16 protein-coding genes are annotated in these 21512 nt (G+C 66.1%); 9 read left to right on the forward strand and 7 right to left on the reverse strand.

The window, feature by feature from the left end; all coding sequences use genetic code 11:
• Nucleotides 1-377 (reverse strand): FHA domain-containing protein (locus GTP90_RS30235; RefSeq protein ID WP_217432048.1); only part of this gene is annotated, 377 nt, incomplete at its 3' end.
• 263 nt (nt 378-640) lie between these two features.
• On the opposite strand from GTP90_RS30235, the gene GTP90_RS30240 reads away from it, so the two are divergent.
• Both GTP90_RS30240 and GTP90_RS30245 read left to right on the forward strand, forming a co-directional pair.
• On the forward strand, nt 641-1192 hold the full coding sequence (locus GTP90_RS30240) for an RNA polymerase sigma factor (RefSeq protein WP_161086992.1): 552 nt from the start codon (nt 641-643) through the stop codon (nt 1190-1192).
• Between the two features lie 211 nt (nt 1193-1403).
• Nucleotides 1404-1952 (forward strand): RNA polymerase sigma factor, encoded by a 549-nt coding sequence (locus tag GTP90_RS30245; RefSeq protein ID WP_161086993.1) that lies wholly within the window; start codon nt 1404-1406, stop codon nt 1950-1952.
• 94 nt (nt 1953-2046) lie between these two features.
• On the opposite strand, the gene GTP90_RS30250 is transcribed toward GTP90_RS30245, so the two are convergent.
• From GTP90_RS30250 to GTP90_RS30265, 4 genes are all read right to left on the reverse strand, one after another.
• Nucleotides 2047-6705: a hypothetical protein gene (locus GTP90_RS30250; protein WP_161086994.1), complete on the reverse strand. Its 4659-nt coding sequence runs from the start codon at nt 6703-6705 to the stop codon at nt 2047-2049.
• Between the two features lie 99 nt (nt 6706-6804).
• On the reverse strand, nt 6805-7353 hold the full coding sequence (locus GTP90_RS30255; protein ID WP_161086995.1) for an RNA polymerase sigma factor: 549 nt from the start codon (nt 7351-7353) through the stop codon (nt 6805-6807).
• Between the two features lie 529 nt (nt 7354-7882).
• Nucleotides 7883-8788 carry an alpha/beta fold hydrolase gene (locus GTP90_RS30260; protein ID WP_161086996.1) on the reverse strand — a complete coding sequence of 302 codons (906 nt, stop codon included), beginning with the start codon at nt 8786-8788 and terminating at the stop codon, nt 7883-7885.
• A 44-nt stretch (nt 8789-8832) separates the two neighbouring features.
• Nucleotides 8833-9624, reverse strand: a complete 792-nt coding sequence (locus GTP90_RS30265; protein WP_161086997.1) for an SDR family NAD(P)-dependent oxidoreductase — start codon at nt 9622-9624, stop codon at nt 8833-8835.
• A 142-nt stretch (nt 9625-9766) separates the two neighbouring features.
• On the opposite strand from GTP90_RS30265, the gene GTP90_RS30270 reads away from it, so the two are divergent.
• The 4 genes from GTP90_RS30270 to GTP90_RS30285 all read left to right on the forward strand — a co-directional run bounded on the left by GTP90_RS30270 (nt 9767) and on the right by GTP90_RS30285 (nt 15477).
• Entirely contained in the window at nt 9767-12736 is a 2970-nt protein-coding gene (locus GTP90_RS30270; RefSeq protein ID WP_161086998.1) for a sensor histidine kinase, read from the forward strand.
• A gap of 59 nt (nt 12737-12795) precedes the next feature.
• Nucleotides 12796-13422: a response regulator transcription factor gene (locus GTP90_RS30275; RefSeq protein WP_254452118.1), complete on the forward strand. Its 627-nt coding sequence runs from the start codon at nt 12796-12798 to the stop codon at nt 13420-13422.
• A gap of 110 nt (nt 13423-13532) precedes the next feature.
• Nucleotides 13533-14747: a hypothetical protein gene (locus GTP90_RS30280; RefSeq protein WP_254452119.1), complete on the forward strand. Its 1215-nt coding sequence runs from the start codon at nt 13533-13535 to the stop codon at nt 14745-14747.
• Nucleotides 14748-14760: 13 nt separating this feature from the next.
• Nucleotides 14761-15477: a hypothetical protein gene (locus tag GTP90_RS30285; protein ID WP_161086999.1), complete on the forward strand. Its 717-nt coding sequence runs from the start codon at nt 14761-14763 to the stop codon at nt 15475-15477.
• Between the two features lie 6 nt (nt 15478-15483).
• Here GTP90_RS30285 and GTP90_RS30290 read toward each other — a convergent pair whose 3' ends face one another.
• Nucleotides 15484-15882 carry a VOC family protein gene (locus GTP90_RS30290; RefSeq protein ID WP_254452120.1) on the reverse strand — a complete coding sequence of 133 codons (399 nt, stop codon included), beginning with the start codon at nt 15880-15882 and terminating at the stop codon, nt 15484-15486.
• Entirely contained in the window at nt 15879-16436 is a 558-nt protein-coding gene (locus GTP90_RS30295; RefSeq protein ID WP_161087000.1) for a tautomerase family protein, read from the reverse strand. The genes GTP90_RS30290 and GTP90_RS30295 overlap by 4 nt, the downstream gene beginning before the upstream one ends.
• A 102-nt stretch (nt 16437-16538) precedes the next feature.
• On the opposite strand from GTP90_RS30295, the gene GTP90_RS30300 reads away from it, so the two are divergent.
• From GTP90_RS30300 to GTP90_RS30310, 3 genes are all read left to right on the forward strand, one after another.
• Nucleotides 16539-17123, forward strand: coding sequence for a TetR/AcrR family transcriptional regulator (locus GTP90_RS30300; protein WP_161087001.1), 585 nt, complete (start codon nt 16539-16541; stop codon nt 17121-17123).
• A gap of 118 nt (nt 17124-17241) precedes the next feature.
• Entirely contained in the window at nt 17242-19158 is a 1917-nt protein-coding gene (gene nosZ / locus GTP90_RS30305; RefSeq protein WP_161087002.1) for a TAT-dependent nitrous-oxide reductase, read from the forward strand.
• A 57-nt stretch (nt 19159-19215) separates the two neighbouring features.
• On the forward strand, nt 19216-21405 hold the full coding sequence (locus GTP90_RS30310; protein ID WP_161087003.1) for a NosR/NirI family protein: 2190 nt from the start codon (nt 19216-19218) through the stop codon (nt 21403-21405).
• Nucleotides 21406-21512 lie beyond the last annotated feature (107 nt).

Consider the following 21512-nt stretch of genomic DNA (forward strand, 5'->3'; position numbering starts at 1 on the left):
GCTTCGGTGGCGGTGCTGTCGCCGTGCGCCGCGCGCGGATCGAATTCCGGTTCCGCTTCCGGCAACGGCGGCGGCGCTTGCCACGGCGCCTGCTGCCAGGCGACGCCGAGCCAGATGTCGCCCAGGCGGGCGCAGGCGCCGGGCGTCAGCTCGACCAGTTGCTGCGGCCGGCTGCTGTCGGCCGCATAGATGGCGCCGCCGGTGGCCGTCAGCAGCCAGCCGTCGCCGTTGGGCGACAGCAGCGCGTGGTCCGGCGCAATGCCGTGGTCGGCCATGACGACGTCGGCCGACTCGTCGGCGCCGATATGGACCGGCTGCGCGTCCAGCGGCAGGGTGGCGCCGCGGTGCAGGCCGTTGAGTATTCGCAGTTCTTGCATGAGGTATCCCGGATGGCTGGTTGGATAGCCGTATGTGACGGCCGCCGGACTTTGGTTCCGGCCGCGCCCCGACCTGCGCGCCGCGGCCGCGCGGGCGCGGCGGTTCCCTTGTCCGGCCTGTTTTTCCTGACGATTTCCTCAACGTTTTTCAAAGTCTCACGAATCCTCATGGTTCGCCGCCGGCGCATTCTTGCGCTGCTATCTTGGCGTCCATGGTGCCGCGCGCACCGTTCCGCCAACCAGTCGAACAAGGAGTACAGGACATGCTGATCGAATCGGCCGCAACCCCGGACACCCACCCGCACGTCGCCGGCATCGACGTCCAGCGTCTCTTCATGGCGCACCGTCAGCACCTGGTGCGCTTTGTCCAGCGCTACACCCGCAACACCGAGGACGCCGAGGATGTGGTGCAAAACACCTTCATCGAGGCGATGCGCTGCGCCGACCGCTTCGCCGGGCTGTCCAAGCCGTCGACCTGGCTGTTCGGCATCGCGCTGAACCTGGCGCGCAACCAGGTGCGCCGCAACAGCGCCGATCTGTACGAGACGGTGGAGGACGGCTACATCGAGCAGATCGCCGACCAGCACGCCAATCCCGCCGAGCTGTGCGAGTCGCGCCAGATCAGCTTGCAGGTCGATACGCTGCTGCGCAGCCTGCCGCCGAAGATACGCGAAACCTTCGATCTGGTGGTCAACGGCGACGGTACGTATGAACAGGCGGCCGCGTATCTGGCGATCCCGATCGGCACGGTGCGCTCGCGGGTGTCGCGCGTGCGCGCCGCGGTGCGCGCGCAATTCGGCGGCATGGCGTCGTGACCGGCGCACGCGGCGTATTCTTGTCGGAATACTATTGCTTGGGCGGAACATCCCGCTGAATTTCTCAACGATGCACAAAATTTGCGGCAAGAAATGACGCAAAGCGTGAACAGCAGTGCTTTTCCTGCTATATTTCGGTTTGGAAATTAAGATTTCTAAAAACTAAATTTTCACTCTTTGCTAACGCCGGAAACTCCATGGAGAGATTGTCATGATGCCCGCGCCTGTTACCTGCAACGCGGCCTCGCCCGCGGACGCGCCGGTCGATGTCGAGCGCCTGTTCCAGGAACACCGCCAGCACCTGGTGCGTTTCGTCCAGCGTTATACGCGCAGCCTGGAGGACGCCGAGGACGTGGTGCAAAACACCTTCATCGAGGCGCTGCGCTGCGCCGACCGCTTTGCCGGCATGTCGAAACCGTCGACGTGGCTGTTCGGGATTGCGCTGAATCTGGCGCGCAACCACGTGCGCCGCAACAGCGCCGGTCTGTATGAGACGGTGGAAGACGGCTATTTCGAACAGATCAAGGACCAGCGCGCCAATCCGGCCGAGCTGTGCGAGTCGCGCCAGATGAGCTCAAAGGTCGATGCGCTGTTGCGCAGTTTCCCTCCCAAAATACGGGAAACCTTCGATGTCGTGGTCAACCGCGAGATCCCCTACGAAGAAGCGGCCGAGTACCTGGACGTGCCGGTCGGCACCGTGCGCTCGCGCGTGTCGCGCGTGCGCGCCGCCGTGCGCGAGCGATTCGGCGATCGCGCCTGATGCCGGCTGGCGTCGCCTCCCTGGTCATTGCCGTCGCGCAGCGGGCGGTGCGCGGCGCCCGGACGGGCCGCCGCGTACCGCCCGCTGGACCGCCTTATGCCCGGCGGGACAGCCAGGCTTGCATCGGCTGGTAATCCGCGCTGACGTAGGCCTTCAGGCGGTGCAGCAATTGCTCCACGCTGCTGTTGATGACGTCCTCGGCCGGATTGTTCTGCTGGCCGGCCCCCGCCTCGATCTGATGCGTCGTATTCAGGCTGCCTTCGTGCACGCGGTAGCGGCTCTCGGCCGGATTGGGCAGGGCGGCGGCGGCGATGGCGTGCAGCAGGTTGCCCGGCGTGTGGCGCCCGGCATTGATGCGGACCGGCGCCGCCGTCAGTTCGCCGTCCTGATGGCGCATGTGGTAGTAGCCGTTGGGGCCGACGCCGATCAGCGCATGGCCTTGCTTTTCCCATCGTAGATCGACGCCGTCGTAGCCCTTGGCGATGTGGGCCAGGACGACGGGCTGGCCGGAGCGCGCACCCTCGGCGCCGCCGGCCGCAGGCTGCCTGACAAGCTGGCCCTGGTCGTCGATCTGCACCATCTGCAGCGGCTGGCGCAGGGCGCTGGCGGCGGTTTCGGCCAGCAGCTGGCCCGGAAACGCCTGGTCCGGCGCCAGCGGCAAGGGCGGCCAGACCGTGTCCATGTCCAGCGCGGCGATGCGGGCGGCCACCGCGCCCGCCTGCGCGCGCAGCGCTGCCCGCCGCGCATCGTCCTCCTGCTTGAAGCGGTAGGCGTCCGTGCCCCGGGTGTAATAGCCGCCGGCGCGCTTGTCGATTTCGTAGGAGACGTTCTTGGTCATGTCGTCCAGGTAAGGCACGGCGCTGTCGCCCAGCAGCAGCATGGCGTTGATCTCGTCTTTCAGCCCGCGCGGGCTGCGCTCCGCCGTGAAGGGGTGGCGCGTGCGCGACTGCTGGCCGGGATCTTCCATGTTCGCGCCCAGGAAGTAGTTTTTCGCCTGATGCGGCTCCAGCCGGCCAGTGCCGCCGTTAAAGCGGAAGAAGGCGCCGCTGTCCTGGTCCATCGTCAGCGTGCCGTCGGTCAGCGCCACGCCCGCATGAGCGAAGGCGTAGCGGCCGTCGTCGTCCCTGGACAGGCCGGCCTGCTTGTCGGCGTCGGACAGGGCGTCGTAGCGGCGTTGCAGCGCTTCCGCCTGCCACAGGTTGACGCGCTTGAAGTGGATGACCTGGCCCAGATTCTCGGTTTGCTCAGGCGCCGCCGGTTCGCTGACGATTTTGCTGACGATAAACGAGGTGCCGGGCATCAGCAGGCTTTCCGCCTGTTTCAGGTCGGTCTCGCGGGAGATCGAGACCGCCACCGGTTCGTGCCCGCCGTTGTCGATCACAATGCGGGCGCGGCGCGAGCTGTCGGCCGCGTTGAAGCCTTGCGGCGCCAGGAAGGAGGCCGCCAGCAGGCTGGAACTGGTGGCGGAAAAGATTTCCGTCAACGAGACCTGGTCGCCCGGATTGACCACGGCGTCCCCGGCCTGCAGGCCGTCGGTATCGCCCGCCTCGCGGTAGGACGCCTCCGTCACGACGGCGCGCACCACCGGCGTCGGATGCGGCTTGCCGTGCAAAATGGCGTGGTTGACCAGCAGCGCCATGCGGCCGGTGACCTGGCGGGCGCGGTCCCCGGTGACGTTGCCGCGCTCGTTCATCACCGTGGTCCGGACCGGAATGCCGTCCGCCAGCATGGCAAAGTGGTTCTGTCCCGTCTCGCCCCAGCGGAACTTGTAGTGGAAGGGACTGGACTGCACCGTATAGCTGACCAGCGCCTCCCACTGCTGGCGCAGAATGGCCGGCGTCAGCGGGCGGTAGTCGGCCGGCTGGTCGCCGCTGGTATTGGGCAGGCTGGCGGCCGGGCTGTCGGGCACGCCGTGCAGCGTCACCATGGCGTCGTGGATGGTCTTGATGAAGCGGGCGGGCTCGCGGGTGAATGTGCTCAGATCGTTGACGATGCGTTCGGTGTGCCGTCCCAGGCGGGTCGAGGGGACGGCGCCGTTGGGCAGCGGCGCCGACAGGAAGTTGGAGGCCGGCCTGAGCGGATACAGGTCCGCCGCGGCGGCGCCGTCGTCGGCAAACTGGGCCAGGTAGCGTTGCGTGATCTGCTCGAAGCCGTTGCGCATGTTTTCCGGCAGGTCGCCCGCGTTGTTGGTGATGGCCTGGATGTTGATGCGCACCTCGTGCTGCTCCGCGGCCGTGCCTTCGCTCAGCGCCACCCGGTGCGCGATCTCGGCCTCGAATTCGCGCAGGATTTGCGCGCGCGCCGCCGGATCGGTTTCGTTCTGGTAGGCGAGGGCTTGCTCGACCCAGCGCGTATCGTCCTGGTCTGCTTGCCGCGCTCTCAGCACGATGGTGTCCGTCAGCTGGTGCAGGCGATGCGCGGCCTTCTTCATGCCGGCGATGGGGCCGGCCGTCGCCTCGATGTCGTACTGGAGCTTGTCGACCGCCTGCTCGCCGGCCACGTCCAGCGCCTTGGTGATGTCGTGGCTCCAGCTGCGCAGCGCGCCCGCCGTGGTGTAGCGCGCTTCCTGGTTCAGTTGCTCGTCATAGGCCGAAGCGTTCGGGCCGGTCCAGCCCAGCGCGTTGAGCATGGTGCGCAGCATCGGCGCGGCCGCCTTGTCGTAGCCCCGCGTGATGGCGCGGGTGACGTAGGATTCCAGGAAGTTGTCGCTGAAGTTCGTTTGCTGTTCCTGCCATGCCGCGCTGCCGACCACGGCGCCCAGCGAGCGCCCCACGAGGTCGCCCAGCACGAATTCGGTGGCCTTGGCGACGGCGTCCAGCCAGGGATGGTTTTCCGGATCACCCATGCGTTGGTGGGCGGCGCGGACGGTCACGGTCAGCGCCGAGGTCAGCAGCAAGGCCGCCATTTCGTTCGTGTTGCCGCGAGGTAGGCCCAGGCGTTTTTCCAGCCCGTAGTTGATCATCAGCCGCCCGGTTTCCTCGATCCAGGGCAGCACCAGTTCGTTGACCAGCTGGCCCATGCCGTTCTCCCTGGACTTGACGCTGTGCGGCAGCTTGTCGATGATGAAGGCGACGCCATAGGTCAGCGCCTTCTGCACCACGACAATCGGGGCGACCGCGCCGGCCAGCGTGAGCGGCGTGACATGGCCGGCGCCGGAGGCTGAATACACGGCCGCGCCCGGCACCAGGGTGCCGCCGGTGGCGGCCTTGACCTTGTCCAGCACCGTGTTGGCGAGATAGACGCTGGCGGCCGTCATGGTCGCCTGGAGGCCGGTGTTGATGACCGCGCCGGACCAGCCGTCGTGATTGCCGAACGACGGTGCGAGCGTGAGCAGTTCGGTGAACGCCTTGGCGGCCGCTTTCAGCATGCCGCCGCCGGTCGGGTCGCTGAGCAAGGTACCGGCCGGCAGCATTTCACCTGTGGACATGGCCAGCTCCGGATCGGCATAGCCATTCAGGCTGCCATGGGGGCCGGTGTTCGCCCCCTGGTAGAAATACAGGCTGATGTCGGCGTTGTCGAGCGGCGTCATCGGGTCGTTCGCGCCTGGGGCCGGATGCACGCGCTTGAGCGTGGCGCCCTGGGGCGTATAGGTCAGTTCGTGCACTGCGTCGTCTTCGGTGGTGATGCGCAACACCTTGTTGTGATTCTTCTCGAAATGCGCGCGGAACGACGCCAATTTGACGCCTTCCACCGCGCCGGCCGGGCCGATGGTTTCGATACGCTTGATGCCTTGTATTTGCGCCAGGACGGGGCCGTCCATGTTGACGCTGGCCGGCACCCGCACGCTCTGCGGCGCGGCGCCGTCGCCGGCCGACTGCGGCGCGGGGCGCATCTGGAACGGACGGCGGCGCGCCAGCACTTCATCCTTGTTCAGAAAGAAGATCAAGCGGTTTTCGACGCCGTTGTAATCGACGTAACCGCGATGGAAGTCGCTCTCGCGCGTGCTGGCGGCGCCGTCTGCATGGCCGGGAACCTCGACGGTCGGCTTGTCGCCAAAGCTGTGCAGCGACTGCTCGCTCATGGCCCACGATGTCATTCGAGGTAGCGGCAGGGGATTGGGCGGGATGGGCATCACCGGCCGGTCCGACTGGTCGGCGCGGTTGCGCGCGTACAGCGTCGCCGCTTCCGAATGCTTGCGCAGGTGGGTGCGGAAGGACGTCTCCATCTCAGTCGGCGCAGGCGCACCGGCATCCGGTTTGCCTTCGTAGTCTTCCGCCCTGAAATCGGTGACCACGGACAGCGGCACCAGGCGATTGCCATAGCCTTTGACGAAGTAGCGGTCGACGTCGAGGCCCTCGGCGTTGGCCACCGTGTCCTTGATCACGGCCAGCATCTCGGTGATCTTGACGCCCTTGTGCCGGGCCGGGAAAACGATGATGCCCGCGTGATCGTTCAGGGACGCCAGGGCTTTTCCCTGGGAAGCGGACTGGATGAATTTGCCGCCGATGCTCTGAATATCCTGTCTCAGCCTGGCCAGCGTCACGCCAGTGCGCGCCATCTGGCTTTCCAGGCTGCGTACGCCGTCGGCCCGCGCGGTGGCGCCCGCGCGTAGCGGCAGGGTGGCGTTGGCGCGGGCGGCCGCCTGTGTGGACGGCGAGTGGAGCCGCCGCGGCGACCCGGTTGCATCGTCCGGCCTCGGGTCCGAATGGGATGACCTGGGCGGCGCTATGGCTGACTCTTCGTCGCCGGTCATGCGTGTGTAGTCGGTGCTGTGGGGAGTGGGGAGCGGGTGGGCCGAAGGAGAGGGCAGCATATGGTCTTGAGAGATGTGTAGGGTTAATCTGACGGCAGGAAGCCGTCCGTGGGTGGTCCGGGGCCGCGAAGAGTTCCCGCTTGCCAGGCCGCCGACCCCTCACATTTCGACGGTGCAGTCCCTCATCAATTCAACTACGCAAGCCATATGCGTCTGCACGGTGGACAGTGGAACCCCCAGGTATGCGGCGGCGTCCACATGACTGGTTTCGCCATTGACCACCAGGTCGAACGTATCGAGGATAGATTGAGGGAATGCCCGTAACGATGCCTCCAGCCTGGCTTTGAGTTGTTCCCGGACGATCAGCTCAAAAGGGTCCTGCTGCAAGCGGCGTGGTTGCCCGCCGACGTGGTCGCCGGGTCTGGCGCCTTGTTCCAGCGCGCGTGCGCCCATCCTGTCGCGCGCCAGCGCCAGTGCGGCGCCAAACAACGACCTGGCCAGGATGGGGGGCGCGTTGGCCGTGTCATCGCCGCCGAGCGCGTGAACGAATACCGACTGTACGACATCCTCGGCGTCTTCATGGTTGCCCAGGTAGCGCATGACGAATTGAACGAGCTGATGCCGGTAGTTTCTGAAGTGATTCTTCAGATCGCTATTGGAGGCTGAGGCGTACGCGTTTCTTGTAAACATGTCGGTCACCGTGTCCATTTTTGCGTTCACGTTCCGTCACGCTCGCGCTCACCGCGCGATGCCGTGGCGCATGCCGGCGCCGCCGTTACGGAAGCAATTAGAGCTGGGCCGCATGACGCAAGTGGCGCCGGCTCTCTGGCATGATCGGCGCGAGCGGAATGGCGGGGCCGATGGTGGGATTGTATTGTGGTACGTACCATTTATCAACGTAAAAGAATATTATCGTATTAGGCGATCTCGGACATTCTTTAGATTGAGAATCGCTAAAGATGGAACGGTACGGACCAGGGTTGTATTGTTGCGCAGGCCGCAGCACCATGCCACAGCTGCGTTACGACGGAATGACATCGGCGGCGGGGCCGTGCCATTGGTCGCATGGAAGGTGGCGGCAAATAGCCGCTGGCGGCGGTGCTATATTGATCGACTGTTGAAAGCAGTGCTGACGATTGCCTGCTTCGATCGGAGGGGAGTAATGCGTCTGCCGGACTTCGATTATTCGAGCCGCCCTGTGCCGGGGGGGCAGGGGCGGTCTGAGGTGCGGCCGGGATTATTTCAGAAACTGCACCAGCTTCGGCACGACGTCCGAGGTCGCTTCCTCCATCAGCCAATGGCCGCTGTTCTTGATGACGACGCCTTCCACATGGGTGTCGACCAGGCGGGCTTGCTGGATCAGGAATTCGCCCGAGGCTTTTTCGCCGGTGAGCACCAGCATCGGCATCGTCAGCGGCGTTTTCATGTAGCCCTCGAAATCGACGGCATCCTGGGCGAAGGCCTTGAACACCTCGAAGCCCGCGCGCATGTGGCCGGGTTGCGCGTATTCGGCCGTGTAGAACTTGCGGTCGGCCTCGCTCAGGGATTTCGTCTTATCGGCGGCGAAGTCGTTCCAGAAATGCTCGAAGTAGGTGCGCTCCCGGCCTTTGACCAGCGCCAGCGGCGTCTCGCCATAGAAATGGAAGTGCCACAAATCGCGCAGCAGCCACACGTCCTTCCAGTTGCCGACGCCCGGCAGGAAGGCGTCCATCAGCACGATCTTGCTGACTTCCTTCGGATACTGGGCCGCGTAGGCGTAAGCCACCATCAGGCCGATATCGTGTCCGACGATCTTGGCCGACTTGATGCCGAGGCTGGCCGCCAGGGCGTGCACATCCTGGGCCATCACGGACTTGGTGTAGGGCCCGGCAGGCAGCCCGGACTGGCCGAAGCCGCGCAGGTCCGGCGCGATCACCAGGTGGTCTTTCGACAGCTGGGCCATCAGCGGCAGCCACATGTGGCTTGATTCCGTGTAGCCGTGCATGAGGATGATGGGATCGCCTTTCCCCGCGCTCAGGTAGTGCAGGCGCACGCCGTTCGCTTCGACAAAATTACTCTTGGGGGCTTCGGCGCGCGCCGGCCCGACGGCCGCGCAAAACAGCAGCAAGCCAATTTGCAGCAACTTGGTGATATTCCCTGACATGGTGTTCTCCTGTGGTTGAATCGATGGACTCCGTATGGCCTTCATCAGAAGGCGCTCTTGATGACGCCGCCGTCGACGCGCAGTGCCGCGCCGGTGGTCGCCGACGCGAGCGGGCTGGCCACGTAGGCCACCAGCGAGGCCACCTCCTGCGGCGTGCCGAAGCGTTTGATCAGCGAGGTCGGCCGCACGTGGTCGAAGAACTCCGCCTCGATCTGTTCAAAACTCTTGTCGCTGGCGCGCGCCATGTCCGCGACGAAGTCGCCGACCCCGCGCGATTTGGTCGGACCCGGCAGCACGCTGTTGACCGTGATCCCGGTGCCGGCGACCGCTTCGGCCAGGCCGCGCGATACGGCAAGCTGCGCGGTCTTGGTCATGCCGTAGTGGATCATCTCGGTGGGAATCTGCACCGCGCTCTCGCTGGAGATGAAAATGATGCGGCCCCAGTTCACCCGCTTCATCTCGGGCAGCACCAGCCGCGCCAGGCGGACGCCGCTCAGGACGTTGACGTCGAAAAAGCGCAACCAGTCCTCGTCGGGAATATCCTCGAACGCCTTGGGCTCGAAGATGCCGAGGTTGTTGACCAGGATGCCGATGCCCGGATGCCGCCGGACCACTTCCTTGGCCGCCTCGGCCTGGCCGAGATCCGCGGCATAGCCGAGGACCGTGCCGTGCGTCTCCGCGCGCATGCGCTCGACCGCCTCGTCGACGCTGGCCTGGGTCCTGCCGTTGACGATCACGCTGGCGCCTTCCCGGGCCAGCGTGGAGGCGATCGCGTAGCCGATGCCGGCCGTGCTCCCGCTGACCAGCGCCAGCTTGCCGTTGAGTTGTAAGTCCATGTCGATTCTCCTTGCGAATAGGGGATGGGGTGCAAAGAGCATATCCGGGGGCGGTGGGCAAACATACACCCTATCGGGTAGATATCTTCTATACAATCCTCAACATTGAAAGTTGCGAAACTATAACTAGTAATCAATCGGCATGATGATCACGCAATTACCTGTCTATTGCCGCGCAGTGCTGGCCTGCTGCGTGCTGCTTTGCGCTGCCGCGGTGCCGACGACCTGTTGGTCCAACGGCGTTTCGCCGCCCGCCATCAATCTGCATCACACCAGCTGGAGCGCGCGCGACGGCGCACCGGAACTGATACTGTCGATGACGCAGACCAGCGACGGCTGGCTGTGGCTGGGCGGGCCAGGCGGACTGTATCGCTACGATGGCGTGCAGTTCGAGCAGTTCGCGCCGGCCAACGCGGCTTTGCCGACCAAAAATGTCAGCCTGGTCAACGCGGTGCCGGGCGGCGGACTGTGGGTAGGCTATCGCACCGGCGGCGCCAGCTTTATCCAGCAGGGGCGGACACGCAATTACGCCGTGCAGGAGGGCTTGCCGGACCGCGCCGTCTGGGGCCTGGAGCAGGATGGCGGCGGCCGCATGTGGGCGGCCACGTCGCAGGGCATGTTCTACCTGGAGCGCGACCGCTGGCGGAAGCCGGCCGGCTCATGGGGCTTGGCGGATGGCCGGTACAAAACGCTGATGCGCGACCGGCACGGCGTGCTGTGGGCGCAGGGCGATGCCGGCGTGTTTTCCCTCAAGCCGGGCGAGACGCGCTTTGCCAAGGCCGCTGTCGACAGCGGGACCGGCGTGCTGTTCGAGCTCCCCGATGGCAACGTGGTGAGCTGGGACGCGCTGCATGGCCGGCTCCATCTGCTGACCGGCGCCCGGCGGAACACCGTGTACCGGCAATGGGGCGAACTGGGCGATCCTGGCAGCCTGCTGATCGACCGCCATGGCGATCTCTGGGTGGGACAGCTGGACGGACTTGAATATCGCACCGCCCGGGGAACCGCGCGGGCGGCGCCACGGCAGGGCTTGAGCGGGCGCGCCGTGGCCGCCATCTTCGAGGACCAGGAAGGCAATGTCTGGACGTCGACCTCAAGCGGGATCGACCGGTTTCGCCACCGGCGCGCGACCCGGCTGGATATTCCGGAAGCGGCCGTCGGCGGCGGGCTCCTCGCCGATGATGACGGCGGCGTATGGATAGGCAGCTATCATGTCGCCGCCAGCGCGAGCGGCCAGGTCACCGCCAGGCCGCTCTGGACGCAGACCGGCGGCGTTTGGGACAACATCCTGACCAGCCTGGCCCGCACCAGCGATGGCGCCATCTGGGGAGCGGGGTACGGGAACCTGCGCCGGATCCATGGCAAGGACAGCCGGCTGGTGGACCTGCCCGCCGCGACCACCGGGGTGAGGGTGCAGGCGCTGCTGGCGGACCAGGACGACAGCGTGCTGGTGGCGCTGTTCCAGCACGGCTTGTATCGGCGCGCCCCGCAGGGACAGTGGCAAAGAATCGGCGACGAGGGCGAAGTCAATGTGATGGCCCGTTCCGAGGCCGGCGGACTCTGGATCGGCTACCACCCCGGTCTGCTGGTCCACGCGCAAGGCGCCGCGTGGCGCCGCTACGGCCCGGCCGACGGCCTGATGCTGGGAACAGTGATGGCGCTGCATCTGCACGGCCGGCATGTCTGGGCGGGCGGCGAGAAGGGCCTGGCCTTGCTGGGGGAGGACCAGTTCAACCGCCTCACCGGCATCGACGGCGAGACCTTCGACGGCATCTCCGGCATCGTCGAACTGGCCAACGGCGATCTCTGGCTCAACGCCTTTTCCGGCCTGTTCCGCGTTCCCGGCGCCGAGGTGGCCAGGTTCGAGCAGCAGCGCGATTACCGTGTGCGCTACGAGCGGCTGGACCAGCTGGACGGCCTGGAGGGCAGCGCTCCCTACCTCAGTCCGACGCCGTCGCTGGTGCTGGCGTCCGACGCGCGCCTGTGGGTCGCGCGCTCCACCGGCGTGTTCCTGCTGAATCCCGCCGAGCCGCTGCCGCCCACGCCCAGGCTGCCCGTGGTCATCAAGACGCTGGGGCCGCCGGGCGAAGGCCAGGCGCTGCGCCAGCCTGTGCGCTTCGCGCCGGGCCGTTCCGCGCTGCAGGTGGACTACACCGTTCCCGCGCTGGCGATCCCTGAACGCCTGCGCTTCCGCTACCGCCTGCAGGAGGTCGATGCGGCGTGGCAGGAGGCGGGCGCGCGCCGCAGCGCCTTTTACAGCAACCTCGCGCCCGGCGATTACCACTTCAGCGTTGCCGCGACCGACTACAACGGCCAGTGGTCCGGCGCCGTCACCACGGTGGAATTTTCGATCGCCCCGCTTGCCACGCAGACCTGGTGGTTCAAGGCGCTGTGTGTGCTCAGCCTGCTCTCGGCCGCCTACCTCGTGTATCGCTGGCGCATCGCGCGCCTGGGGCGGCAGATGGCCGTCCGCCTGCAGGAGCGGATCAACGAGCGCGAGCGGATCGCCAGGGAGTTGCACGACACGCTGCTGCAATCGGTGCAGGCGCTGGTGCTGCATGTGCATGCCGCGCTGATGAAATTGCCGGCGCGGGACGCGGCCCGCTTGCAGATCGAAACCGCGCTGCGCCAGGCCGACGAGGTGCTCGACGAGGGACGCGAGCGGATCCGCGACCTGCGCGGCGAGGACGCCGGCAAGCTGAGCTTCGCGGACGCGGTACTGGCAGCGGCGGCGCGCCTGCGGCATGGCGATGCCGAGCCGGTTCGCCTGGTGGTTTCGGGCACCGTCCGCCGGCTCGATGCCACCATCTACGACGAGGCGCTGGCGATCCTCACCGAGGCGCTGGCGAACGCCTGCAAGCATGCCGGGGCGTGCAGGATCGAAGTTCAACTGCACTACGGCAGGCGGGCATTCCGCTGTATCCTGAGCGACAACGGCGCCGGCATCCCCGCCGACGTGCTCAGCGACGGCGGCCGCCGCAACCATTGGGGCATGCGCGGGATGTACGAGCGCGCGGCCGGCATCGGCGCCAGCCTGGCGGTGCGCAGCCGCGAAGGCGGCGGCACCGCTTGGCAGCTGGACGTTCCGGCCGCGCTGGCATATACCCGATAGTGTGATGCGCGGCGCCGCCGCAGATGGTACGTTCGCGCGACAATTACAGGAGCATAGTCATGGAGAATGGCCAGATCAGCGTCATGATCGCAGACGATCATCCCTTGATGCGCAGCGGGGTCGCGGCGGTGCTGTCGTCCAATCCGCGTTTCGCGGTGGTGGCCGAGGCGGAGGACGGCGACAGCGCCGTCGAACAGTATCAACGTTGGCGCCCGGACGTCACGCTGATGGATCTGCAGATGCCCGGCTTGAACGGCATCGAGGCCACCAGCGCGATTCGCCGCATCGACCCCGAGGCCCGCATCATTATCCTGACCACGTACGGCGGCGACGTGCAGGTGGCGCGGGGGTTGAAAGCCGGGGCGACCGGCTACGTGCTGAAGAACCTGGCCCGCACCGTACTTAGCGACTACATCCTTTCCGTGCATGCCGGCCGGCGGCTGCTGCCGCCGCCGGTCGCGGCCAGCCTGGCGAACAGCTTCCAGCTCGACGCATTGAGCAAGCGCGAGATCGAAGTGCTGCGCCTGGTGGGGGAGGGCAATTCGAACCAGCGCGTGGCCGGCCAGCTGGGCCTGAGCGAGGACACCATCAAGGCCCACATGAAAGCCATCCTGCAGAAGCTCGATGCGCGCGACCGCACCCACGCGGTGATGATCGCCCTGCGGCGCGGCTACTGGGAAAGTTGAGGAACAATACACGATAGGGCGAACTGCACACCAACTTATGGCGGAGCGACCGGCACGATATCCCGTGCCTATACTGCATTTTTGCCATCAAGTGAAAGGAAGGTATCGCCATGAACATCCAATGCCGCTTGTTGTTGAGCCTACTCTTCGCGGCCGGCGCCGTCCGTGCGGCGCCCTCCATCCAGTCGGCGGGCAAGCTCAGTTTCGGCGACGCGCAGACGCTGTTTGTCGCCGACTGGAAGGGCGCCCGCATCTTTGCGCTGCAAGTGCCGGCGCCCGCAGCCCCGGCTGGCAAGCCGTTCAACCTGATGGACGTGCAGGCGCCGATCGCCAAGGCGCTTGGCGTGGCACCGTCGGCGCTGCGCTTCGAGGACCTGGCCGTGCAGCCGGGCAGCGAGCTGGCCTACGTGGCGCTGACCGTGCGCGGCGCCCACGGCAAGGGCAAGCCGGCCATCGTCAGCATCGACGCGGCGGGCAAGGTCCGGCGGCTGGACCTGGCCAAGGCCTCCGGCTCGGCCGCGATCACCGATGCGCCGACGGCCGACGTCACGTTCTGGCGCGACCTGCCCCAACAGACGCTGACCGTGACCGACATGCGCTACTACCAGAACAAGCTGTACGTGGCCGGGCTGTCGAACCGCAGCTTCGCCTCGACCTTGCGGGTGTACGACTATCCGTTCAGCGGCAAGGCCAGCGCCACCACGGTCGAGATGTACCATCCGGTGCACAACCAGATCGAGACCCGCGCGCCCATCCGCAGCATGACGGTGATGACCCTGGGCGGCGAGCCGACGCTGGTGGCGGCCTACACCTGCACGCCGCTGGTGACCATCCCGCTCAAGGATTTGAAGGACGGCGCGCACATCGCCGCCCGGACGGTGGGGGAGCTGGGCTGGGGCAGCGCGCCCAACGGCCTGGTGAGCTTCAAGGTGGGCGATGCGGAGTATGCCTTGCTGGTCAATTCCAGCCGGTCGGCCGACCTCCTGAGCGCCGCCGATCTTGCCGGCGCCGCCGCCGCGCCGGGCTTGAATACGCCGATTGACTGGCCGGCCAAGCCGTATCTCGGCGTCAAGGCGGTCATGGCTCCCTTGTCGGCCGTGATGCGGATCGATAACCTGAATCCGCAACTGCTGCTGGCGTTGCGCCGCTCGGACGCTGGCGGCGAGATGCAGCTGGTGTCGATACCCAAGGGCGGCTACCTGCGCCTGAGCGACTTCGTCAACGAGTACGATTTCCCCGACTACCGTTATCCGGACGGCGACAAATTCCGCGACTTCCATAAATATGCGCGCACCATCGAGGGCTATCCTGAACTGGCCCGCTAGCGCGGCTTGGCTGGTGCTGGTGCCGGGGCTGGCACTGGCCGGCGCCAGCGTGACGCCCTCGGGACCGGAGGTGGCCGAAAACCTGCTGCGCATCGAGCTGCACTTCGATCGCCCATTGACGGCGCCGCTGGACATGGCCCATGTCGCGTTGCTCGACAGCGCAGGCGCGCCCATCCGCGATGCCTTTCTCGACCTGCCGCTGGCCGACCGCAGCGGCACCGAGGCCACGCTGCTCCTGCATCCGGGCCGCATCAAGCGCGGGGTTGGGCCCAATGTGGCGCTGGGGCCGGCCTTGCGCAGCGGCGAGTCGGTGACGTTGCGCATCGACGATCCGCAACTCGGGCGGCCACTGGAACAGCGCTGGCGGGTGACGGCGCCGCTGCGCCAGCGCATCGATCCGCAACAATGGATGGTGAGAACGGCCAGGCGTGGCGGCCGGCAGCCGCTGCGCGTCATTATGCCCGCCGCGTTGGATGGCGGCGCCGCGGAACAGATTGCCGTGCAGGGGCCGGACGGGCTGCGGGTGGCCGGCACCGCCACGCTGGCGGCGGGCGAGCGGGAGTGGCGGTTCACGCCGGCGCGGAACTGGCGTCCCGGGGCCTATCTGCTGCGCATCCATCCACAGCTGGAAGACCCGCAGGGAAATCGCCTGTGCTCGGCGTTTGAGCAGGACGCGCAAAGCGCCCAGCGGTGCGAGGCTGAAGCCAAGCTGGCCTTTGCGATTGATTGAGCGCGCTTAAGCCGGACAGTTCAGCATCCACTGAACGCCGAACTGGTCGGTCAGCTTGCCGTAGTAGTCGCCCCAGACCTGCATCGCCAGCGGCGTGGTGACCGTGCCGCCTTCCGCCAGGCGCGCGAAGAGCTGCCCGGTCTGGTCGCGGTCATCCATCTGCAGGATGTGCGCGGAGCCGCGCATCGGCTCCGCGTCATCGTTGTCGGACGCATAGAACAAGACGCCCGGCCCTTCGAACTGCGCGTGCATGATCTTGTTGCGCATGGCTTCATTGGGCACCGGCATACCGTTGACACCGAAGCGCAGCACCTCGGTCACCTGGCCAAGGCCGCAGCGGGTGTAAAACGCCAGCGCCTGCTCGCAGGTCGTGGTGAAGAAGAGGTAGTTGGCTAGTCTCATCATGCGGCCTCGGGCTGGGCTTGCCCGCGGCGGTCTTCGGACGGGAATCCATGGGCCTCGCGCACGCGCGCCTGCGCCGCCAGCAAGCTTTCGAAGTATTCGGATCGTCCCGGCGCGCCTCCCACCACATGATTGATTTCGCGGATGCCGATGGTCTGGCCGCTCGCGCCCCAGCTGCCGTTCGGCACCTCGTGCACAATTACCCAGTCGCTGGCGCGGTTCGGGAAGCTGCCATCCACACCCAGGGTGTTCGCTATAATCCGATTGATGGTTTCGTGCAGTGCGGTCTTGTCCGCCTGCGTACAGGCGCCCACCGGAAAGACGACATCGAACAGGAAGCGGCCGCCCTTGGGCGGGCTCGTGTCGGGCTTGCCGCCGACGTACCATGAGGTCTTCGGATCGACCTCGTCAAACAATACGTAAGCCAGCGAGCGGCCGGCCGGCGTATCGGCTCCCACCTCGGCGATCAGGATGGCGGAGGTCAGTTCCTCGGCCAATCGGGCTTTTTGTGCTTCGGTGAGGGCGCCGCGCTGGTGGGTGATTCTGAGTAGTGGCATGATCAGTATTCTCCTGGAGTTAGTCGAAAGGCAACTTCAGATTACATTACGATCGTAACACTGTCAATTATTATGTTGCGGTCGTCATATAAAGGATTTCAGATGGTTCGATATACGCAGGGACACAAGGAAGAGAGCCGCGCGCGGATCGTCGACGCGGCCGGCCGCGGCTTCAGGAGCCACGGCTACGGCGGCATCGGCGTCGACGGCCTGGCGCGCGAGGCCGGCGTCACGCACGGCGGGTTTTACGGACACTTCAGCTCCAAGGCGGAGGCGTTCAAGGCGGCGGTCGTGTCCGGCCTGCAGTCGCTGCGGGCCGGGGTCGAGGCGGTGCGCGCGGAGCAGGGCAAGCACTGGATAGCCGCGTTCGTGGCGTTCTACATGGGTCCCAAGCGCACCTGCACGCTGGCCGACGCCTGCACCTTGCCCAGCTTGTCGGCCGAGATCGAACGGTCGGACCCTGCCATCCGTGCAGCCTATCAAGCCGAGCTGCAAGGCGTGATGGAGTCCATCGCGGCCGGGCTGCCGGCGGGCAGCGACAGCGAGCGCACCGCGCAGGCGTGGGTGCTGCTGTCGCTGCTGGCCGGAGGCGTCACCCTGGCGCGCGCGGTGCCGGACCCGGCGGTGGCCGAACAGATCGCCACGGCGGTCCAGCGCGCCGCGACCTTGTTCGCCGAGGGGAAATAGAGAGGGCGGCAGAGCGGCCGAGTACGAATTCCCATGATCCACATCATTCTTTAATCCATGGTGTTACCCCGACAATATGCACTGTTGATCAATGACAACTGCATAGATTGGAGAACTGATGGATAGCAGCAAGGATAACGGCGTCGATAACGGTGCCGAGCAAAGTGGACGCAGGGGCTTCCTGAGCAAGAGCGCGGCGCTGGGGCTGGCGGGCGTGACGCTCGGCCTGGTCGCGTGCAAGGAAGAGGCCGCCAAGGGTGGCGAGGCCGCGCCGCAAAAAGCCGGCGCCAGCAAGGAAATCGCTCCGGGCCAGCTGGACGAATACTACGCCTTCATCAGCGCCGGCCACGGCGGCGAGGCGCGCGTGCTGGGCCTGCCATCGGGCCGCACGCTCAAGCGCATTCCGGTCTTCAACACCGACTGTATGGTGGGCTGGGGCGTGACCAATGAATCGAAAGCGATCATGGGCACCAAGGCCGACGGCTCGCTGAAATACACCACCGGCGATACCCACCACGTGCACGGCAGCTACAAGGACGGCACCTACGATGGCCGTTGGCTGTTCGTCAACGACAAGATCAACTCGCGCCTGGCGCGCATCCGCATGGACACGATGGAGTGCGACAAGATCGTCGAACTGCCGAACGTGATGGGCTTCCACGGCCTGTTCACCGACAAGTGCGATCCGGTCGACACCAAGATCAACTACACCACGCGCGTGTTCTGCGGCGGCGAATTCCACGTCCCGCTGCCCAACGACGGCCGCGACCTCGACGATCCGACCAAATGGGGCACGCTGTTCAGCTGCGTCAACGCCGAGACCATGGAACTGAAGTGGCAGTGCCGCATCGATGGCAACAACGACCTGGTGGCCACCAGCTACGACGGCAAGCTGGCCGCCTCCAACCAGTACAACACCGAGAACGCAGCCGACCTGAACGGCATGATGTCGGCCGAGCGCGACGCCTGCGTGTTCTTCAACGTCGAGCGTATCGAAGCCCTGGTCAAGGCCGGCAAGTTCACCACCATCGGCGGCTCGAAAGTGCCGGTCGTTGACGGCCGCAAAGCCGCCAACAGCGATCCGAAAACCGCCGTGACCTGCTACGTCCCGGTCGGCAAGAATCCGCACGGCGTCAACGCCAGCCCGGACGGCAAGTACTTCGTCTGCTCGGGCAAGCTGTCGCCGACCGCCACCGTGATCGAACTCAAGCGCGTGCTGGCCTGGTTCAATGGCGAGCTCAAGGAACCACGCGACGCCGTCGTGGCGGAACCGGAAATCGGCCTGGGCCCATTGCACACCGCCTTTGACGGCAAGGGCAACGCCTACACCTCGCTGTTCCTGGACAGCCAGTGCGTCAAGTGGAACGTCGACGCCGCCATCGCGCAGTTCAAGGGCGACAAGACGGCCAAGGTCATCATCGAGAAGATGGACGTGCACTACCAGCCCGGCCACAACTACTCGTCGATGGGCGAGACCAAGGAAGCCGACGGCAAATACCTCAACTCGGGCAACAAGTTCTCCAAGGACCGCTTCCTGCCGGTCGGACCGCTGCATCCTGAAACGGAACAGCTGATCGACATCAGCGGCGCCAAGATGCACCTGGTGGCCGATCACACGGCTTACTCGGAACCGCACGACGGCATCATCGTGCGCCGCGACATCGTCAAGACGCGCCAGATCTACAACATGGACGACTTCCCGAACGCGGTCAAGCCGGAGAACGCCGGTATCGAACGCCACGGCAACAAGGTCCATGTGCGCCTGATGTCGCAAGCGCCGGCGTACAGCATGCCCGTCATCAAGGTGAAGAAGGGCGACGAAGTCACGCTGACGCTGACCAACCACGACAAGGTGGAAGACTTGACGCACGGTTGCGCGCTGCCGACCTATAACATCAACTTCATCGTCAATCCGCAAGAGACGAAGTCGGTGACGTTCAAGGCCGACCATGCCGGCGCCTTCTGGCTGTACTGCACGCACTTCTGCCACGCGCTGCACCTGGAAATGCGCAGCCGCTTCCTGGTAGAAGCCTGACGGCGGTGAGTGTTGCCGCGCCGCGCGCTGTTGCGCGCGGCGCGGCCTCCTGAGATTATGAGATCCACTACCTCCCTTATTCGTATCCTGCTGGCGTTGCTTGTCGCCTTGCTGTGCGGCGCGCCCGCCGGCGCGGCGGTCTACGACGCCGAATTGTCGCAAGGCTTGATGCACGGCCCCGACCTGTGCGCCAACGTGGCCTGCGCCGACGTGATGCCCGAAGCCACGCGCTTCTCGCAACGCATGGGCTCGCCGCAATATGTGCAAGCCTTCCGCACCAAGCCCGGCAGCGCTGAACAGCTGATCGGCTATGTCTTCCTGTCGACCGACGTGGTCGATATTCCCGCCTACTCCGGCAAACCGGTGGTCACGCTGATCGGCATGGACGTGCACGGCATCATCACCGGCGTGCGCGTGCTCAAGCATTCCGAGCCGATCCTGCTGGCCGGCATCCCCGAATCCGCGCTGCTCGATTTCATCCATCAATATGTCGGCCGCCGTGGCGACGCCAAGCTGGAAATCGGCCGTGGCGGCGACGGCAGCGCTGGCCTGGACGCCATCAGCGGCGCCACCGTCACCGCGATCGCCGAGAACCAGGTGATCTCGCGCAGCGCCTACGAGATCGGCCGCCAGGTCGGCATCTTCACCACCGCCGCGCGGCCGCCGGCGCGCTTCACGCCCATCGACGAGCGCCTGAACTGGCGCAAGCTGGCCGACGAGGGCGCCGTCACGCACCTGCTGATTCCGGCCGCCGAGGTGGGTGTCGATCCCGCCGCCGGCCCGTACCTGGACCTGTATTTCGGCTACCTGAACACACCAACCATCGGCAACAGCCTGCTGGGCGAGGGCGCCTACAAGCGCCTGATGCAGAGCCTTGGGCCGGACGAGCACGCCATCTTCATCATCGGCGAAGGCCAGACCTCGTTCAAGGGCTCGGGCTTCGTACGCGGCGGCATCTACGACCGCATCCAGGTGCGCCAGGAGGCGCAGACCTTCACCTTCCGCGACACCGACTACCTGAACCTGTACCACCTGCAACCGGCCGACGTGCCGGCGTTCACGGAGTCGGCCATCTTCATCGTGCGCTCGTCGGGCTTCAACCCGGCCTGGCCGTGGACGCTCGGCGTGCTGGCCAACAAGCGCGACGCGGCCGGCGTCAAGACCTTCGCCCGCTTCGACCAGCAGTACTGGCTGCCCGCGCGCTATCTCGAAGGCGGCCATCCCGAAGTGGTGGTCGCGCGTCCCGCGTGGCAGGCGATCTGGCTCGGCCGCGTGCCGCAGATCGTGCTGTTCGTCGCGCTGCTGGTCGTCACCGCCGTGTTGTACGCGATGCGCGACCGCCTGGTGCGCGCCTCCACCCGCCGCCACAAGCCGTGGATCAGCCGGCCGCGCCTGGTGCTCTGGATCTTCAGCGTCGGCTTTGTCGGCTTCTACCTGAAGGCGCAGCCCAGCGTGACGCAGGTGATGACCTGGGTGCACTCGCTGCTGCACCAGTGGAAGTGGGAGCTGTTCCTGTCCGACCCGTTCATCTTCCTGTTCTGGTGGTTCATGATCATCACCGTGCTGGTGTGGGGACGCGGCCTGTTCTGCGGCTGGTTGTGCCCGTTCGGTTCGCTGCAACACCTGGCGCTCAAGCTGGGCAGCGTGATCGGGCTCAAGCGCTGGCAAGGGCTGCTGCCCAAGCGCCTGCATGACCGCCTCAAGTGGGTCAAGTACGTAATCTTCTTTGTCCTGCTGGGTGTATCGCTGTGGTCGATGGAAACGGCCGAGCGGCTGGCCGAGATCGAACCGTTCAAGACCACCTTCCTGGTCGGCGTGTGGAACCGCACGTGGCCGTTCTGGATCTTCATCGGCGGCATCGTCGGCGTGTCGATGTTCAGCGAGCGGCCGTATTGCAAGTACCTGTGCCCGTTGGGCGCAGGGCTTGCATTGCCCAGCCGCCTGCGGATGTTCGGCCTCAAGCGCAAGTCCGAATGCGAGACCTGCCACGCCTGCGCCGCCGGCTGCGGCTCGCACGCGATCGATTCGAAGGGACGCATCGACCAGACCGAATGCATGTTGTGCCTGGACTGCATGGTGATGTACTACGACGACCACGCCTGCCCGCCGCTGGTCAAGGAACGCAAGCAGCGCACGGCCAAGGGCCAGGCGCTGACCCGGATTGGCGCGGACGGTTATTTCGTCTCGCTGGAAAGCCTGCGCGGCAGCTTGCGCGATGTCTCGGCCTCCGCCAAGGAGCAGCCGTGAACGGCGGAGGCAGGCCCAGGCCCAAGCCCGCGTTTGGGCTGGCGGCGCTGTTGCTGGCCGCCGGCCTGGCGCTGTGCGCCGGTGCGGACGCGGCGGTGCTGCGGGTG

The organism is Duganella vulcania (genome assembly GCF_009857655.1).
Classification (GTDB): Bacteria; Pseudomonadota; Gammaproteobacteria; order Burkholderiales; family Burkholderiaceae_D; genus Rugamonas; species Rugamonas vulcania.

What these genes read in the sequence shown, in the direction of transcription:
- GTP90_RS30290 (WP_254452120.1), bottom strand. Translation starts at nt 15,882, where the DNA reads ATGATGAGACTAGCCAACTACCTCTTCTTCACCACGACCTGCGAGCAG.
- GTP90_RS30310 (WP_161087003.1), top strand. Translation starts at nt 19,216, where the DNA reads ATGAGATCCACTACCTCCCTTATTCGTATCCTGCTGGCGTTGCTTGTC.
- GTP90_RS30250 (WP_161086994.1), bottom strand. Translation starts at nt 6,705, where the DNA reads ATGCTGCCCTCTCCTTCGGCCCACCCGCTCCCCACTCCCCACAGCACC.
- GTP90_RS30280 (WP_254452119.1), top strand. Translation starts at nt 13,533, where the DNA reads ATGAACATCCAATGCCGCTTGTTGTTGAGCCTACTCTTCGCGGCCGGC.
- GTP90_RS30270 (WP_161086998.1), top strand. Translation starts at nt 9,767, where the DNA reads ATGATGATCACGCAATTACCTGTCTATTGCCGCGCAGTGCTGGCCTGC.
- GTP90_RS30240 (WP_161086992.1), top strand. Translation starts at nt 641, where the DNA reads ATGCTGATCGAATCGGCCGCAACCCCGGACACCCACCCGCACGTCGCC.
- GTP90_RS30245 (WP_161086993.1), top strand. Translation starts at nt 1,404, where the DNA reads ATGATGCCCGCGCCTGTTACCTGCAACGCGGCCTCGCCCGCGGACGCG.
- GTP90_RS30295 (WP_161087000.1), bottom strand. Translation starts at nt 16,436, where the DNA reads ATGCCACTACTCAGAATCACCCACCAGCGCGGCGCCCTCACCGAAGCA.
- GTP90_RS30265 (WP_161086997.1), bottom strand. Translation starts at nt 9,624, where the DNA reads ATGGACTTACAACTCAACGGCAAGCTGGCGCTGGTCAGCGGGAGCACG.
- GTP90_RS30300 (WP_161087001.1), top strand. Translation starts at nt 16,539, where the DNA reads ATGGTTCGATATACGCAGGGACACAAGGAAGAGAGCCGCGCGCGGATC.
- GTP90_RS30260 (WP_161086996.1), bottom strand. Translation starts at nt 8,788, where the DNA reads ATGTCAGGGAATATCACCAAGTTGCTGCAAATTGGCTTGCTGCTGTTT.
- GTP90_RS30255 (WP_161086995.1), bottom strand. Translation starts at nt 7,353, where the DNA reads ATGGACACGGTGACCGACATGTTTACAAGAAACGCGTACGCCTCAGCC.
- nosZ (WP_161087002.1), top strand. Translation starts at nt 17,242, where the DNA reads ATGGATAGCAGCAAGGATAACGGCGTCGATAACGGTGCCGAGCAAAGT.
- GTP90_RS30275 (WP_254452118.1), top strand. Translation starts at nt 12,796, where the DNA reads ATGGAGAATGGCCAGATCAGCGTCATGATCGCAGACGATCATCCCTTG.